This window comes from Calothrix sp. 336/3 (genome assembly GCF_000734895.2).
In the GTDB taxonomy this organism is placed as follows: domain Bacteria; phylum Cyanobacteriota; class Cyanobacteriia; order Cyanobacteriales; family Nostocaceae; genus 336-3.
In genome coordinates this window covers 1,188,964-1,206,597 of sequence record NZ_CP011382.1, presented here as the reverse complement: position 1 = coordinate 1,206,597, position 17,634 = coordinate 1,188,964, and the positions used below count along the sequence as shown (strand labels likewise).

The 17,634-nt window shown below is 41.8% G+C and carries 8 protein-coding genes; 5 read left to right on the top strand and 3 right to left on the bottom strand.

Annotation, left to right across the window (positions count from 1 at the left end; genetic code table 11):
* Positions 1-68 precede the first annotated feature (68 nt).
* Both IJ00_RS04730 and IJ00_RS04725 read right to left on the bottom strand, forming a co-directional pair.
* Positions 69-5,762 (bottom strand): translocation/assembly module TamB domain-containing protein, encoded by a 5,694-nt coding sequence (locus tag IJ00_RS04730; protein WP_035150562.1) that lies wholly within the window; start codon positions 5,760-5,762, stop codon positions 69-71.
* Positions 5,763-6,037: 275 nt separating this feature from the next.
* The gene (locus IJ00_RS04725; protein ID WP_035150560.1) at positions 6,038-6,901 is read right to left on the bottom strand and encodes an Rpn family recombination-promoting nuclease/putative transposase; all 864 of its coding nucleotides are present in this window, start codon (positions 6,899-6,901) and stop codon (positions 6,038-6,040) included.
* 181 nt (positions 6,902-7,082) lie between these two features.
* Between IJ00_RS04725 and IJ00_RS04720 the strand changes: the two genes are divergently transcribed.
* From IJ00_RS04720 to recN, 5 genes are all read left to right on the top strand, one after another.
* Entirely contained in the window at positions 7,083-8,681 is a 1,599-nt protein-coding gene (locus IJ00_RS04720; protein ID WP_035150558.1) for an AAA family ATPase, read from the top strand.
* Between the two features lie 260 nt (positions 8,682-8,941).
* Positions 8,942-11,176, top strand: coding sequence for a WD40 repeat domain-containing protein (locus tag IJ00_RS04715; protein WP_035150556.1), 2,235 nt, complete (start codon positions 8,942-8,944; stop codon positions 11,174-11,176).
* Positions 11,173-12,171: an AAA family ATPase gene (locus IJ00_RS04710; protein ID WP_035150554.1), complete on the top strand. Its 999-nt coding sequence runs from the start codon at positions 11,173-11,175 to the stop codon at positions 12,169-12,171. The genes IJ00_RS04715 and IJ00_RS04710 overlap by 4 nt, the downstream gene beginning before the upstream one ends.
* Before the next feature lie 351 nt (positions 12,172-12,522).
* A complete protein-coding gene (locus IJ00_RS04705; protein WP_035150552.1) occupies positions 12,523-14,061 on the top strand; it encodes a hypothetical protein in 1,539 nt (512 codons plus the stop codon).
* Positions 14,062-14,268: 207 nt separating this feature from the next.
* Entirely contained in the window at positions 14,269-16,011 is a 1,743-nt protein-coding gene (recN, locus tag IJ00_RS04700) for a DNA repair protein RecN (RefSeq protein WP_035150550.1), read from the top strand.
* A 184-nt stretch (positions 16,012-16,195) separates the two neighbouring features.
* Here recN and IJ00_RS04695 read toward each other — a convergent pair whose 3' ends face one another.
* Positions 16,196-17,494, bottom strand: a complete 1,299-nt coding sequence (locus IJ00_RS04695; RefSeq protein ID WP_035150549.1) for a Tudor-knot domain-containing protein — start codon at positions 17,492-17,494, stop codon at positions 16,196-16,198.
* Positions 17,495-17,634: the final 140 nt, after the last annotated feature.

Genomic DNA, 17,634 nt, shown 5'->3' with positions numbered 1-17,634 from the left:
AGAATCTGTGACTACAACTACGCATACTACATACAATACAACATAACTCAATTACGGAAAATCTCTGATTAAAACCTCTTTTCAAACTCAACTAAAGCCCGATTATCACCAGAAAAGTCAGTAGATGTACGTAGACGAATCTCTGGATTTATCCGATAATTAATCCCAAACTGGGCAGGTTTATTCGATGTGAGAATCTTGGAAGTAGAAACTGAGAAGTTACTGGTGACATCAATCCCCGCTTCCGCAGCTAAATCTAAAGCAGAACCCCGTCGAGTTTCTCCATCATCTGAGCTAATTGTGGGGAAAAGACGAAATTCACTCAAACCAAAAGCACTACCAATTTGGGTAAAAGTGCGTTGTAGATTTAAAGCAGAACCTGCCAGGTTAACTAGTCCTAATGTACTATCGCCCCGTCCAAAGGTTTCTACAAAACTACCTCCCAACAGAGCAATAATTTCTGTTTGACTGCGATTTGGTGTACTTTTGAGTTCGAGATTTTCCTGGAGTTGACTAGCTCTTCCACGGATGATAGCTTCAATTTTGACTGTTTTGACTGGTTCGATATTGGTGATAATTCCTTCGTTAATTTCTGAAGAAATCGAATTAGTTGATATTTGTCGGGGGTTAATATCTAGAACCCTGGTAATCAGACGAATATCTAACTCTGGGTTGCGGGGTTGAGTTTCAGTAAAGGTGGCTGTATTTTTATAGCCACGAACTAAATTAAATTGGGATGTAAACAGGTTAACATCTCCACTTCGCAGACTAATTGTTCCTTCTGGTAAGGGATTACTGAGGGAACCGTTAACTGTTAGGGAACCTGTTGCTCGGAAGGAAAGAATGGGGGGACGAACAATTTCGACATTTTTACCGAGTTTAATTTCTAAATTCTTCAAGCTGGTAAATGCTTGATTCTCTTCTGATTCTAATTCCTTATTTGCCTTATTCAAATTAGCGGCATTGCCGGAACCATTGCTGCTTGATTCAGCTAGGAGAATCTTACCATTATCTAGTTGCAATTGACCGCCAATTTCTGGACTAATGGCAGCACCTGTAATTTTTAAATTACCTCCCACCCCACCCTGATATAATCCTTTCAGGTTGAGTGTCAGCTTTTGCATGTCAACGGTGAGGGGAGTTTGGATAGGTAATAGGGGGTTGCTAATTGGTAATTCTCCGGCAATATTAATACTACCTTGCCCATATTGCCCCTGGAGTTTTTCTACAATCAATCTATTCAAAGTGAAGCGAGCATTACCCGTAACTTCTGTAAGTTTTCCGGTAAGGGTTTGAGCCGTAAAGATGGCATCCTTTAGGGAGGCGATACCATTCAATTCTGGTTCTTTCATTGTACCTCTGACTTGCAGAAATACTTCTCCCTTACCACTTTCGTAGGCAATTTGATTTGTAAAAGCATTGAGTACAGCTAATCCCTCATTTTTCACCCGAATATCCATGTTGATTTTATTATCCGGGGAAGAGGTGGTGGCTGTGGGGACTTGGTAGGGTACATAACCTGTAATAGTTACAGGTTCACTGCTACCTGTGACAACCACTTGGCTGCCAAAATTGAGGCGACCATTATTGTAGCTAAAACTGGTGTCGGCGGATTCCAATTTTTTACCATTAATATCACCTTGGGTAACTGCTAATTCTCCCTTTGCTTGGGGGTTTTCGATACTACCTGCAAGGTATGCAGTGGCGTTGAGATTGCCACCCACTTTCACTGGTAACTTCACGTAACTATCAATGATTGCCATGGGCAAATTGACAACTTCCAGTTTTCCCGTTTGTTCCTGCCCTCCAATGTTGCCAGTGAAGGCAATCAGGCGGTTTTTGGTTTCGATACGCAGGGGAATGAGGCGGAGAATATTGTTCTCTAATTTACCTTGGGCAATGATGCGATCGCCACGGTAACAGCGTTGGGGATTTTCACAGGTGTTGGCATCATTTTTAACTTTTCTCCCCCAGATAAACTGTTCTCCCAAGAGATTAAACCCGACTGCTAAACCGTTGGGTTGGGTGTTATCGAATGTTACTTCACCGCTAAATTTCCCAGATAAATCTGCTAATTCGGGGATGAGGGAAGCATTTAATCGTTGTTGCTCCTGGATTGCCAATAGAGCGTCTATTTCTGAGAAGCGAGCTAATTGTCTGTCAAGGGGTGCATTGGGTAAACCGACGGGAATTGTATTTAAATTCTCTGCTTTCCCCGATGTGGGGGTATCTTGACGCAAATCATCAAAGCTAGAGATTTGTAGGGTATTTAATAATTCCTGGATATCGCCTTGGTTGACGTTGAGTTTTGCTTGAATTTGGGGATTGCTGTTAATTTGTCGGAAGTTACCTACCAAGCGATAACTACTAGCACCCTTGGCAAATTCACTGTCTGTCAGATCTAAGCTGTCTCCCGCATAACGGAAATTTGCTGCCAGACGATCGCCCTTAATTCTACCAATTTGGGGTTGGGCGATCGCTAACTTGCCATTCGCTGCTAAGGTTTGTAAATTTACCAGTACATCCCCAGTTAAATTCCCCTCTAACTTGCCACCTGCGAATCGTGCTTTAGCAGGTACTGTAATATTTAATACTTGCAAGGGGATATTTTCTAACTTGGCGGCTAAATTCTCTCCCCGTGTGATTCCCGATGCTAGTGCTTGATTCCACTTCACTTGGAAGGAGCGAGGACGATTATTTCCATCTAGGTTGAAAGCAATTTTATCCCGTAATCCTGCCACATCTAGGATAGTACCCTTACCCGCCACAAATTCTATATTACCCCGTAGCAAGGATTCCACGGATAACTTATTCACAACTAAATTACGTAATGCCACCTGCCCCAAGATATTCGGCTTCGGTAATTTTCCGGTAATCTTGCCGTCAAAATCCGCACTTCCTGTCAAGGCGATCGCCTGGGGTAACTGCACAGGTAATTCCTGTAAATTATAATCCTGGGCTTGCACATCTAAATTTAACTGGGTAATTTCTGGTACTGATTTCCTAGTACTCACCAGTATTTCACCCCGAGCATTCAAACCGGGTGCTGTTGCGTTTGCTACCGTCAACTTGGAACCATTCCAAGCCGCAACAGCCGTTAAGGGGCGGGCAATTCCTGGTAAACCCTGGGAAAACGCCATCTCTCCTTGCCCTTGGATATTTCCTAGGGAAAAAGACTTGGTATTCCCGAATACCTGAAAATTCCCAGCAAATAAACCCCGTAACTGGGGTGAAAAGCGGTTCAAGGCGATATTCGCAGCCGTGACAACTGCTTGATAACGACCATTTGCAAGTTGAATATTCTTGGCTGTGACAGTACCCCCGGCAATATTCACCTGGGCGTTACCTGTAGCTTTAATACTCTCTGGTTTCAGGGAATTTACGGAACCAGCGACGAGGAAATTTCCCCCCAGGAGTCCGGGAATTGGGGAGTTAAACCGTTGTAAGGGTAAGTTATTCCCTTGCACCTGGGCACGATAATTACCATTACTTAGTTGAATATTCTTGGCGTTAATTACCCCCCCACCTAAACTTAATCGCCCTTGCCCCGTGGCTTGGATATTCTCCGGTTTGAAGTTGTCTACCGTGCCTGCAACAGTAAATTGCCCATTTAACTTACCAGCAAATTGTCGTGGTACGGCAGCTAATTGTGGCAGAGATACTTGATTCACCTCTACCTGAGCTTGATAATTGCCCTGGGCTAGTTGAATATTCCTAGCATTAATTGTCCCCCCGCCCACAGCTAACCGCGCATCACCCCTACCCTGAAGAGTTTGTAAGCTGATATTCTCCCGATTCCCTGCGAGTTGGAATTTCCCAGAGAGGGGAGCGCCCAGGGATGGGGGAAGGGGGTTTTTGAATAATTTAGCCAGACGGATACCATCAGCTATCAATTCCGTAGCAAAATTTTCCTCTCCCCACTGCAAACTGGCAACGGTGACAGTACCACCCCCTAGTCGCAATTGGGCATTTTGGGGACGGATGGTAGAGAGTTGGAAGGGTGCAGAGGTTCCAGCTAGGGCAAGATTACCATTAAATCGAGCATCATCCAGGATAAGATTTTGCCGTTGTTCTGGTTGAATAAAGGGAGCGATGGGAATTTGGTTCGCATTTGCCACAGCTTGCCAACGTTGCTGATTCCAGGTTCCCGCAGCCAAGACTGTACCCCCAGCTAGGGCAAGTTTAACATTCCGGAAAGCCACAGTTTTATCAGGATTAACTATCACCTGTCCCGTTGCGGGGTAGATAGCACCTGGTGCTTGGAAATCAACAGATGTTTGCACTTGATTGGGGCTACCCGTAATTTTGGCAGTGGCTGCCACTGTGCCCAATTTGACCGCAGACTTAGTATTGTAGAGGGTGGCGATCGCATCCCCCGGTAGGTTTTTCCCTGTCAAATTAAAATCGAGACTGGGTTTTGTACCAAGTTGCAATCTCCCATCACCAGTAATGCTTCCCCCAAGACTTGGTTTCCCCTGAATTTGGGAGAAATTCATCACCCCAGCAGTCGTCAAATAGGCAAACTTTGCTCCCACTGACTGAAAATCTACCTTATCAATTTTGGCAGGTTTAATGGTGGTGACAGTACCCGCAAGTAGGGGTTTTTGAATCGTTCCCGTCAGGGTTAAATCTGCTTTGGCTTCCCCAGTCACAGGTACAGGTAATTTTACCTTCAAAGTTTCCACCGCGATCGCCACCGTGACCGCATTTACCCGTGCTGTTAAATCATACCCACTATCTCGATTAATTAAACCCTTCGCCACCAAGGGAATTTTGCCATAACTCGTGCTGACATTCTCTAACCGCACATCCTTCCCTTGAAAACTCACCTTCCCTTGGGCATTATTAAAAGGTTGGGGCATTTTGGGAACCTGTGCTTTGACATTCTTCAGATTCACACTTCCTTGCATCAGGGGAGTTTCCTGTTGTTGCCATTGCAAGGCAATATCCCCATCAATTAAACCTGATTGGAGAGTTAGGGGTAATTTTACCAACCGTGCAACATCAGTGGCAGCTAAATCCTGGGCACGTAATTGTTGAATATTATAACTGGCTAACCTCGGACGAGTTTCCCCCCGCAGAGCAATATTACCACCGCTTTCTGGTTTACCTGTCAGTTCAAATTTCAGTAAACTATTCTTGTCTAAGAGTTGGGAAGTACCGTTGATTTGGGTAAATTTGACACCGGGAAGGGAAGGGGTAAGGGAAGAATTCTGATTTTTTTCCCCTGTACTCTGTTTCCTCGGTACTAACTCTAACTTGGCATTCTGAAACCGTAAATAATCTAAGTCTGTGGTGAATGCACCACCCCTTTTCGGGGGAGTAAAAGTAGTACTTAGCCATTTCCCCTCTGCATCCTGAGCAAGATATACCTGGGGATTAATTAGATTCACATCTAATTTCAGGGTGCGAGTGAAGAGAAACTGTAGGGGATTGAAGGTGACTTCTACAGTTTCCACCGTTGCATTATCTGGATCCGTGGGTGTGGCGGGTATGCTAGAAGCTGCAAATTTCACTCCAGAAAGTGAGAATTCCTTGACATTCCCCAATTTTACGGGACGGTTGAGAGTCGTGGTTAAACTTTTGCTGGCAATGGGGGTTAAATCCTTACGGATAAAATTCTGGAGCCACAAATAACCACCAACTAATCCTATAACAATAATTCCGCTTAGGGTCAGACCACCACGAACTAGAATTAACCACCACAGACGCTGTTGACTGGGAGTTGGAGACTGACGTTCAGAATTGGGAGGGTTAGTCATGGGTATTCACCGTAACTTTAGCCGAACCAGATGATGACATCATCACACTATTAAAATTTACTGTCACCTGTCTGGCAAGGCTAGTACCGCTACGCGGAATTCAAAATCTGTACTTAAGCTCACTAAGTATTCAAAACTTTTACTGAGCAGTTCGACAAGCACACTGTTCCACCTATCGAAGTATTCAAAATATATCCTACAGGAGTAGTTCATTGGCTGTTGTCACCCCCCTCAAGTAGTATAGTCCATCAACAGCGATCGCCATCTTTCCTCCTTTACTCAGATTCTTGAGCAGCTTTCCTCACCTCCTCAACAGTTAAATCTAACTCGCGTGCAATTTCTTCGATAGTTAAACCTAAAGCAATAAATCGGGGTACTGTTTTCAATTTACCCCTACGTTCTCCTTCTTCTATACCTTCCTGTTTGCCTTCTTGTCTTCCTTCTTGTCTTCCTTCTTGTCTTCCTTCTTGTTTCCCTTTCTCCTCACCTTCCGCAAAGGCTTGTTGGTATACTCGTGTTTGTTTTAACTCGCTTAGTCCAAACATTTCTTGTATCTCCTCAATGTTCATTCTGGGAAATTTATAAACCAAAATTGTCTCGATAATTTGTAATAATTGCTGCTGTTGGGGTACGGAGTCAATTTCCTGGTTGCTTCTCGCAATTAACACCTTGGCTGACTGGATTGCCTTTTTTTGATTTTCTACTATCAATTTTATCGTAGCAACGCCAATGGGCAGGGATGTACCTTCTCCTAACTCATCTAAGTAAATGCGAGTCGCTCTCCCGGAAGCAAAGGATTCGCTGTAATGGCTGGTTGATGCGGTATCAATATTGCGGGATGGGAAAATAACTACAGCTAGCCAGTTATTTTCTGGTTGATTTTGTCGTAGATATAAATTAATTTCAGAAAATAAGCGTGAGTATATTCCTGAATCCTCTTGAAACTGAACTTCGACAAAATAAATTGGTTGTTCTGGGGTTTGCGGGAGAAATACACCGTCGATGCGGAAAGCTGTTTGCTTGAGTTCGACTGACGAGAATTGGTAATTTGACGCAATTTCTGGAGAATTGCCAATTAGTTCAAAGAAGATATTGGGGAATTCTTGAAATAAACGATAGAAGATGCTGTCTGTTTTCACAAGCAGGAAAGATGCACAGTTTGACGATTTTTATTTTTTAGCATGATTTTCTTACCTGCTCGTAATTGATTGCAGAAGTATTAAGCTTTGTGTACCTCATTTGTGGTGAATTTGCTGCGATCGCGGTTCGTGAAAATCGGTATCATAAAGGCTTACTACATATATATCCGTAAGTATCAGTATGGAACCCATAAAGGTTATTACTACTATTCTTGGTTTTACAGCTTCTAAGGCGATCGCTCCGCTCTCAAGGCAGAAAATTATTATTGAAATTTTACAAAAATTAAATTTATACTCAATTCAACCACCCAGCGATTTTGAAGGGGTTTTCAACCATGCTTTGGTTGAGTATGCAGTTGATAAGCAAGGAAATATCAAACCAGAGCCAATTTTAAATTTTTGGCGAGAGAAGGAAATTAAAGCTAAATTTTGGCAAGCATTTAACGACAATCCTAGAAATTTCTATGAGGATGCCGAGTATTTTCAAGATTGGCATATTTTAGGTGATGAAATCCGCGCAAATAATATCAATGTTCGTCAAGAAATCGAGGAATTTTATCGCACATTTTGCAGCGTAGCCGAACGTAGTCGCCCACCAAAAGATGTAAATTTTAAAAAGTTACCAGAAAAATATCCCTACCCCGATGAGTTTAAATCTTTAATTGAGGAGAAGATTAAATCATTTTGTGGTCGTTTGTTTGTGTTCGCGGAATTTGCCAAGTTTCAACAAGAGCATTCCAAAGGATATTTTACCGTAATTGGGGATGCGGGGATGGGAAAAAGCAGTATTGCAGCAAAATATGTCTCAGACAATCATTGTCCTTGCTATTTCAATATTTTGGCAGAACGTCGCAATCGTCCCGATGATTTTATTAAGAGTATGCGTCGGCAGTTGATTCAAATATACGGGTTGCAGGATTGCGAGAATGCCAATTTACAGGAATTATTGGAAAAAGCGATTCAAGTACACCGAAAGAATTATCAAAATCAACAAAATCAACTAAAAAAATTAATCATCATCGTTGATGCTCTCGATGAAGTCGAACAACCCGATGGAGCGGAGAATATTTTATATTTACCCGAATATTTGCCGGAAGGTGTTTATTTTTTCCTGACTCGTAGACCCTATGATAACAGTCAAAAACGATTAAAATTACAAGTTCCCGAACGTGAATTAGATTTAAATTCAGAAGAATATCAAACAAGAAATCTAGCAGATATTCAAGCTTGTATTCGCTTGTTTTTGAGTGATTCTGAATATCGGGATAATTTACAGAAGTGGATTCAAGAACGGCAAATTAGTCCAGATAATTTTATTACGGAAGTTGCCACAAAAAGTGAAAATAACTTTATGTACCTGCGCTACATTTTACCGGGAATTGCAGGTGGTTATTACAATGATTTGAGTTTGGATAAGTTACCCAAAGGTTTGGAAGATTATTATCAGCAGCATTGGGTGAGGATGGGGATGGAAAAACAACCAAAGGAAATTCAAGTAATTATTTTATATATTATTGTCGAGTGGAATACACCACCGATTTCCTTGAGAGATATTGTGGAAATTTCTGGGAAGGATGAATACGAAGTTGAGGAAGTTTTAGAGGAATGGCGAGAGTATTTGAAGGTGCAAAGTTTGGGTGATATGGGGAAAGAGGAAAAGTTTTATCGAGTTTATCATGCTAGTTTTTTGGATTTTCTCAAAGCGCAAAGAAAGTTAGATGGGAAAAGGAAATTGTTTGAGGAGGTGAATGGACGTATTGCGGATTATGTTTATCGGTAGGGAATTAATTGCAATAGCCAGCCAGCGATTTAAATCGCGGTCTAATAGCTAAAGTCCTCTTATAGAGGACTATGTAAACTTTTTAGCGTGTCATTGCGTTCGCTCTTAGCGTGCGCGATAGCGCTTACGGAACGAAGTGGAGCGTGGCAATCACAAAATCTCTCACTAAAAACGAGTCCATTAGATTGCTTCGTCGTTCCTCCTCGCAATGACAAGATTATATTTTCCAATATAAAAAAATAAATAATATAGGCAAAAATATGGGAGAGATTGCAAAAAAACTAGCGAAGATGGACGAGAGAACGCGGATTGCTTTTCTCGGTAATTTGCGTAGTTTAGTTGATGCAAAGACACCTGAAAAATTTGAAAAATATTGTGATTTATTAACCAATTATGATTTTATTGAAGCAAAGGTTAATCATCCGAAGTATGGAGTACAAGCGCTGATTGAAGATTATGAGTTAGTCGAGAATGATGAGCTAAAAAACCAGGAAGCAGATAATATTGAAACACTCAAAGATTTAAAGTTAATTAAAGAAGCATTACGACTGTCAGCGCACATTTTAAACCAAGATACAACCCAGTTCCCAGGACAATTAACAGGACGTTTGTTAACCTTTAAAGAAAAAGCAATAATTCAAAACTTATTACAACAAATATCGCAAATCAAAATACCCTGGCTGCGTCCTCTCACAGCTAGCTTAACTCCTCCTGGTAACGGTTTAATTCGCACCCTGACTGGTCATAGTGATTATGTTAATGCGATCGCCACCAGCAATGATGGGAAATATGTGGTTTCTGGTTCCAGGGACAATACAGTAAAAATCTGGGAATTGTCCACAGGGGAGGAAATTCGCACCCTGACTGGTCATCGTAGTTCGGTTTGCGCGATTGTACTTAGCAATGATGGTAAATACGTGGTTTCTGGTTCTGAGGACAAAACCATCAAAATCTGGGAATTATCCATAGGGAAGGAAATTCACACCCTAGCTGGTCATAGTGATTCGGTTCGTGCGATCGCTCTCAGCAGTGATAGTCAATATCTGGTTTCTGGTTCTTGGGACAAAACAGTTAAAATCTGGAAATTCTCCACAGGGAAGGCAATTTACACCCTGACTGGTCATAGTGATTCGGTTCGTACGATCGCTCTCAACAGTGATGGTAAATATATAGTTTCTGGTTCCGGTGACAAAACAATCAAAATCTGGGAATTCTCCACAGGGAAGGAAATTCGCACCCTGACTGGTCATAGTAGTTCGGTTTATGCAGTAGCCCTCAGCAGCGATGGTAAATATATAGTTTCTGGTTCCGGTGACAAAACAATCAAAATCTGGAAATTATCCACAGGGAAGGAAATTCGCACCCTGACTGGTCATAGTAGTTCGGTTTATGCGATCGCTCTCAGCAGCGATGGTCAATATCTGGTTTCTGGTTCCCGTGACAATACAGTCAAAATCTGGAAATTATCCACAGGGAAGGAAATTCGCACCCTGACTGGTCATAGTGGTTGGGTTGATACAGTAGCCCTCAGCAGCGATGGTCAATATCTGGTTTCTGGTTCCCGTGACAATACAGTCAAAATCTGGGAATTTGCAAGCGGGAAGAAAATTTGCGCCCTGACTGGTCATAGTAGTTCGGTTTATGCGAACGCTCTCAGCAGTGATAGTCAATATCTGGTTTCTGGTTCCGGTGACACTACAATCAAAATCTGGGAATTTGCAAGCGGGAAGAAAATTCGCACCCTGACTGGTCATAGTGATTCGGTTCGTGCGATCGCTCTCAGCAGCAATGGTCAATATCTGGTTTCTGGTTCTTGGGACAAAACAGTTAAAATCTGGGAATTCTCCACAGGGAAGAAAATTCGCACCCTCACAGGTCATAGTAGTTCGGTTTATGCAGTAGCTCTCAGCAGCGATGGGAGATATCTGGTTTCTGCTTCCCGTGACAATACAGTCAAAATCTGGGAATTCTCCACAGGGAAGAAAATTCGCACCCTCACAGGTCATAGTGATTGGGTTTATGCAGTAGCTCTCAGCAGCGATGGTCAACATCTGGTTTCTGGTTCTGGGGACAAAACAGTTAAAATCTGGGAATTATCCACAGGGAAAGAAATTCACACCCTGACTGGTCATAGTGATTCGGTTCGTGCGATCGCTCTCAGCAGCGATGGGAGATATCTGGTTTCTGGTTCCGGTGACACTACAATCAAAATCTGGAAATTATCCACAGGGAAGGAAATTCACACCCTGACTAGTCATAGTGATTCGGTTTATGCAGTAGCTCTCAGCAGCGATGGTCAATATCTGGTTTCTGGTTCCCGTGACAATACAGTCAAAATCTGGGAATTATCCACAGGGAAGGAAATTGTCGCATTTACAGGGGAAGGTGGTATACGTTGCTGTGCCATTGCTCCCGACAATGGCAAAATAATCGCAGGTGACGGTTCGGGAAACGTGCATTTTCTCAAACTAGAAAATATTGAGGTACAACCATGAACACCCCACCTCAATTAGATTCCCAATTCCAAAAAATCCTCCACGAAAAAAGCCAAAATTTTACCAACTGCGAATTTATCTTTGCCGCAATTAATGATTTTTTACACAAGCGCGATCGCGGTTACTTCACCATTGTTGGTTCTCCTGGTAGCGGTAAAAGTGCCATCCTTGCTCAATTCGTCACCACCAATCCCCAACCCCACATTCAACCTATTTATTACAACGCGCAAATCCCCAACAAAAACACTGCTGAGGAATTTTTTAAATATGTTTGCAGTCAATTAATGACCCCACCCCAACCCTCCCCGCTAGCGAGGAGGGAGCAAGATTCTAACTTCCTAGCAGATATAGAGGAACACAGAAAGCAAGATTCTAACTTCCCCTCGTACACGGGGGGACAGAGGGGGGTTCTTTTCGATAACACAACAGAGGGAAGTGGATTTTTGTCCTTATTACTACAACAAACCAGCGACAAACTCCCACCCAACCACAAACTCATCATTACGATCGATGGGATTGATGCAGTCAACCCCGATAACCAACCCCTGGGAACTAACCTCTTCTACCTACCCCGCTACCTACCCCAAGGAATTTATTTTCTCCTCACCCGTCGTCCCTTCCAAACCGAAAAATCTGGTTTACTCATCGAAGCACCATCCCAAATTCTCGATTTATCCGAATATGACTTAAAAAACTGGGACGATGAGCAAGCTTTTAACCACCATTGGCAGAAAATGCAAGCTGACAATTTCTCAGATATCGCCGTGAAAATCTTGCAGGTTCTCACATCTACCCAGAAAGAGAAGATGTTAACGGGTTGGAGTGTGAGCGCGATCGCGCAAATAATTAACGAAGATGAGTACGATGTTGAGGAAGTGCTAGAAAATTGGTTTGAGTTTTTACAACAACAAAAAGTTAATGGAGAAACCCGCTACAGCTTATACCATTCCAATTTTGCTAATTGGTTGACAGAAAAAATCAAAAGCGTTCCATAGGTTATGGAATCTCCGAGATACTTTGCTACATTCCACTCAGTATTTAACTCGTTCCCACGCTCTGCGTAGGAACCCATTAAGCGAGGCTCTGCCTCGAATCAGGAAGCAGAGCTTCCCTACCTGTATTCAAAGCCAGAGTCTTGGAACAAGTCTTTTTTCGCCACGTTTTTTGCATGAATTCATGACTCCAAAAAAATTAGTCAGACAGAATTAATTTTTGTTTTTAGTCTCAAACTCACACATTTTTCCCTAAAATAATACAGTCATTGTTCTTAAATTCATTGCTCATTCTCTTTTCCTAGAAACTTGGTGAGATACCTTTTCCTACTTCCCTAACTTCTTTCCCCAATCATGCTAGCCTCAAAAATCACCAATCGACTTCCCAGAGGATTTTTCCATTCTCCTTGGTTGATTATCATTGTTTTTTCCTGTCTTGGTTTCATTGGTATTCTCAATCATGCCATGTGGCGCGATGAACTTAATCCCTGGCTAATTGTCAGAGACAGTACATCTTTTACAGAGTTAGTTGCCAATATCCGCTATGAAGGACATCCGGTACTGTGGTATTTTTCTCTGGCATTTCTGCGACAACTTGCGGATACTCCCCTTGTCATGCAAATGTTTCACCTGGCGATCGCGATTATTGCCGTCACTCTTTTCTGTTTATATAGTCCCTTTAGCCAGAAGCAAAAAATTCTCTTCACCTTCGGCTATTTCCCTTTTTATGAATATTTGGTAATTTCTCGAAATTATGCCTTTAGTTTATTATTTATCTTTGCCTTTTGTGCGGCGTTCCCTTCTCGAAAAAAGACCTACTTTTATTTAGCAACTTTTCTCGGATTGTTAGCAAATAGTAGTGTTTATGCCTTATTTGTCTCCTTCTCTTTATTTTTAACTTTGTTGGCAGAGTTTTGTTTTAATAGTCAGCAACGTCAGCAATATTTGCAGCAGAGTAACAAGTATGACTTATTTTTAAGTCTGGGGATTATTATCTTCTCGTTTCTCCTGTCAGTTTATATTATTACCCCTCCTTCAGATAGTTATCTTCATGGTGGATTAGATAATGGGTGGGTAGTACAATTAGATTTTCGTAATCTACTGAAAACCACAGGTAGACTGTTTGGAAGCTATTTATTAATTATTCCAACTAGAAAAAGATGGTTGGATTTAATAGTTTGTGGTGTCGTTGCTCTCTTGATTGCATTTTTAACCTTAGTTAAGTTATCGAAAAAGCCATTTCCGTTTTTCTTCTATAGTGCCGGAACTTCGATAATTTTGATGTTTACATATCTGAGATTTTCCGGGATGCCTCGACATTTTGGACATCTTTATTTAGTATTTATTGCTGCCTTGTGGCTCGCCAAATATTATCCAGACTCTAATTTTTTAATTCAGAAAGTACCTTTTTTCAATAAATTCAATCAAACTGCTCACAAATGGCACAATATTGTGTTCATGGTGATTCTCTCTGTCCAGTTTTGCGGGGGAATTTACGCTTTTTCGAGAGACTTGATTATACCATTTTCTGCGGCTCGTGAAACAGCTAATTATCTGCAAAAATCCCAATTAGCTAATGAATTTATCGTTGCTAGTCGAGATGCTAACATGGCAGCATTATCAGGTTATCTTAATCGCAAACTTTACTATCCCGAACTACAAAAAATGGGAAGTTACACCCTATTTAAAGGTAGTCGTCAACCAGTTGAACAAGCAGAAGTACTAAGACAAATTACAGTTTTGTTAAAAAATCAACCGGAGAAAAAGAAGATGTTGCTGATTTTACACAAAGAGTTGAAAAATAGCCGTAATGATTTAAATATAGTCCCGGTGAAAAATTTTACCAGAGCTTGGGTAGATAGTGAGCGGTATTATCTTTATTGGGTTGATTAATCAGTCAATGTGATGTATCTTCCTGACACTGTATTTTTTGTGACTTTTTCCCACTCAAAGATATTTAAATTGCCTTAAGAAAGTCTATAGTCAGCTACACGATAGCTTCAGGTAACATTAAACTAGGGTAGGTAGTCTTTCAAAGGTTGCCAGACTTATATTTTGGGAATTTCACTGGATATCAGCTGCCAGGGAGAATTGATTTCAATGCTATCTCTGTTACGTATAGAAAATTTCGCCTTAATCGACAAATTAGAATTAGAATTTGGCACTGGCTTAAATGTACTCACAGGGGAAACGGGTGCAGGAAAATCGATTATCCTTGATGCCATTGATGCTGCTTTAGGGGGGAAGGTATCTAGTCGAGTCATTCGCACTGGTACAAGTCGCGCTTTAGTGGAAGCAACTTTTACTACCAATTCTGCCCTAGCTGCTTGGTTAAGTGAGCAGGAACTAGATTTAATCGAAGACAGCACCGTAGTTGTCAGTCGGGAAATTTCCGCCACTGTCAGTAATGTCCGTAGCCGATCGCGGGTGAATGGGGTATTAGTTAATCGCCAAGTCATGAACGAATTGCGCGATCGCCTCGTGGAAATCACTGCCCAAGGACAAACAGTTCAGGTAGGAAAAGCTACCCTTGTACGGGAATGGTTAGATATCTATGGGGGAGAATCGGTTTTAGGGCAACGGCAAACAGTGAGTCAAAGTTTTAACAGCTACCAACAGGCACATTTAGCCTTGGAAAAACGCCGCACCTCGGAGCGGGAACGCTTGCAGCAACTAGATTTATTAACCTACCAAGTCAAGGAATTAGGAGAGGCAAATCTCACCGAAGCTGACGAACTTGAACAACTGCAACAGGAACACCAACGCTTAAATCATGTGGTGGATTTACAACAGATGAGTTACAAGGTTTACCAAGCTTTGTATCAAAATGATGGAGAAACACCCAACGCCACAGACTTACTCGCGGATAGTGAGGCAGTTTTAACAGATATGGTGGAGTATGACAGTCAATTGCAACCGTTGTTAGATTTAATACTAGAAGCCCAGACAGCGATCGCTGAAGTTTCCCGACAAATTAATACCTATGGAGAAAACCTGGAGGCAGATCCCCAAAGGTTACTGGAAGTAGAAGAACGTATCCGGGAGTTAAAGTTAATTTGCCGAAAATATGGCTCGAATTTGGGAGAAGTGATTGAATATTACAACCGCATTCAAATAGAATTGGCTGAACTTTCCGACAGTGAACAATCCATCGAGAATTTAGAGCAGCAAGAACAGAAATTATTAGAAAAATTCACCCACGCAGCGCAGAAATTAAGTAAACTTCGTCAACAAGCAGCAGGCAAATTAGAAGCAGAAATTATCCGGGAACTCAAACCCCTTGCCATGGAAAAAGTTCAGTTTCAAGTGGCAGTTGTTCCCACTTCCCCCAGTGTGACTGGTACAGATAAAATCGCCTTTATGTTTAGCCCCAATCCTGGAGAACCCATACAACCATTAACAGAAATTGCCTCCGGTGGAGAAATGAGTCGGTTTCTGCTCGCATTGAAAACCTGTTTTTCCCAAACAGAAGCACCAGGAACCATGGTTTTTGATGAAATTGATGTCGGTGTTTCCGGAAGAGTTGCTCAGGCGATCGCCGATAAATTACATCAACTTAGCCACAGACAACAGGTGTTATGTGTGACACACCAACCCTTAATCGCAGCCTTGGCAGATAGGCACTTTCGCGTTGACAAGCAAGTAATTAAACAAGTTAAAGGTAAAAAAGAAAACAACGGACATGGTGAAGAGCGTACCGTTGTCAGAGTCACAGCATTAGATAATTTGAATCAACGACGGGAAGAACTCGCACAATTAGCTGGGGGAAAATCTGCTCCAGACGCGATCGCCTTTGCCGAATCCCTATTAACCCAAGCTGCTACCTATCGACATCAGCATTAGACTTTTGTGAGTAAGAAGTAATGAGTAAGAAGTAATGAGTAAGAAGTAATGAGTAAGAAGTAATGGGAAAATTCTCTTTCCCCCTGCTCACTGCTGTCTATGTATAGCTTTAATTTTGGAGAATTAGCATAATTCCTGGGAAGGGAGATGTAATATATAATACATCCCCTCCCGAAAACAGAAATTAGCAAATCTCGTCTAAGTCAACCCATTCGTCATAGGATGAGTCATAACCAATGTAGTGGACAAAGTATTGCTGTCCTTGGTTTTTACCAATAATGGCACCATACCATTCTTCATCATCTTCATCCCAAACTTTGACTTTATCACCGATGGCATAGCCATTTGCGTCAGAAGCAGCGCGATCGCGGATACGAATATTTTCTTCCTCTACCCATTCATCATCAGATGAACCATAGCCGACATAATGTACAAAGAATCGCTTCCCTTCAGCTTTCTCAATCGTTGCTTGATACCAATCCTCATCATCTTCATCCCAAACTTCTATTGTCTGACCAGCAGTATACTTATTGTCTGGGCTGGGAGTAGATACACTATCTTGAATCGGTTGGGGTGCTGCGGCAATTTCAGCTTTGACTAAAGTGTGAGCTTCTAGAATCAATTTCCGAGCGACAGTTTGGATTCCCGTATGTTCGTAATAATTGGTAGTTTGGTCTAAGAATGCAGCCACAAAATCCAAGTTATCATCGGCAAATTGAATAATATTACCGAGACTACTAGAAATAGATTGAGGTGTGACACCTGTTTTTGAGACTAAATTACCCATCCAACCTTGCACTGCATTAAAACCCTGGGTAATAAATCCCAGTTTATCGGTGGGATTGCTACCGGGGAGAGAACTGCTAACCGTCGAAAATAGAGGATTCTGGGTAATTGCGCTGGTATCTGCGTTGGTGATAATTGCGTGAATTTTCCCTAGAAAGTCGGGACCTAATGGTAAAATCCCATCAATACAAACTAACGCCACCATCCGCATTAAAGCTTCATTTTTGTAGTGGCTACCCAAAGCATTAGCAAATTCTTGGGGATTAGGTTGGGGAATCCCGTTGATTTTACAGAAAGCAATAATTTCGATGGCAATTTTCAGCACTAAATCCACAGTCTGGGTGACATCTGCCTTCGGAGTGATATTGCTCAAGAAGGAAAGAAAAGCAATTTTTTCGCCCACTTTATTTGCTAAAGCTGCGGTTGCCATTGCCATATCGGCTTTATCAATGGTTTGGTAAAGTTTGATGGCTGTTTGGTAGCCTTTTTCAGGGTCATTGTATAAACTAGCAGCGCGATCGCTAATTTTTTTAATTACATTTGCATCGGTTTCCCCTGTAATCACCCGAATGCTGTTTTCAAACCCTGAGAGATTACTCCACTCACCTGGGGCGACAAAATCTAGAGCTTTTAATACTTTGACAGTAACATTATCATTCGATAATTCATCAACCAATTGAATAATTGACTTATCCATAGCTAATTCTCCCAAACCCAGAGGGTACTAACAAACAACAGGGTTCAGAGATACTAGGGAAAACACACAAGCACTAACTGAACCCTATAGCTAGGATTCCCAAGTCTGGCGGAAAATTATCTCATATCGCCTAATTTTAA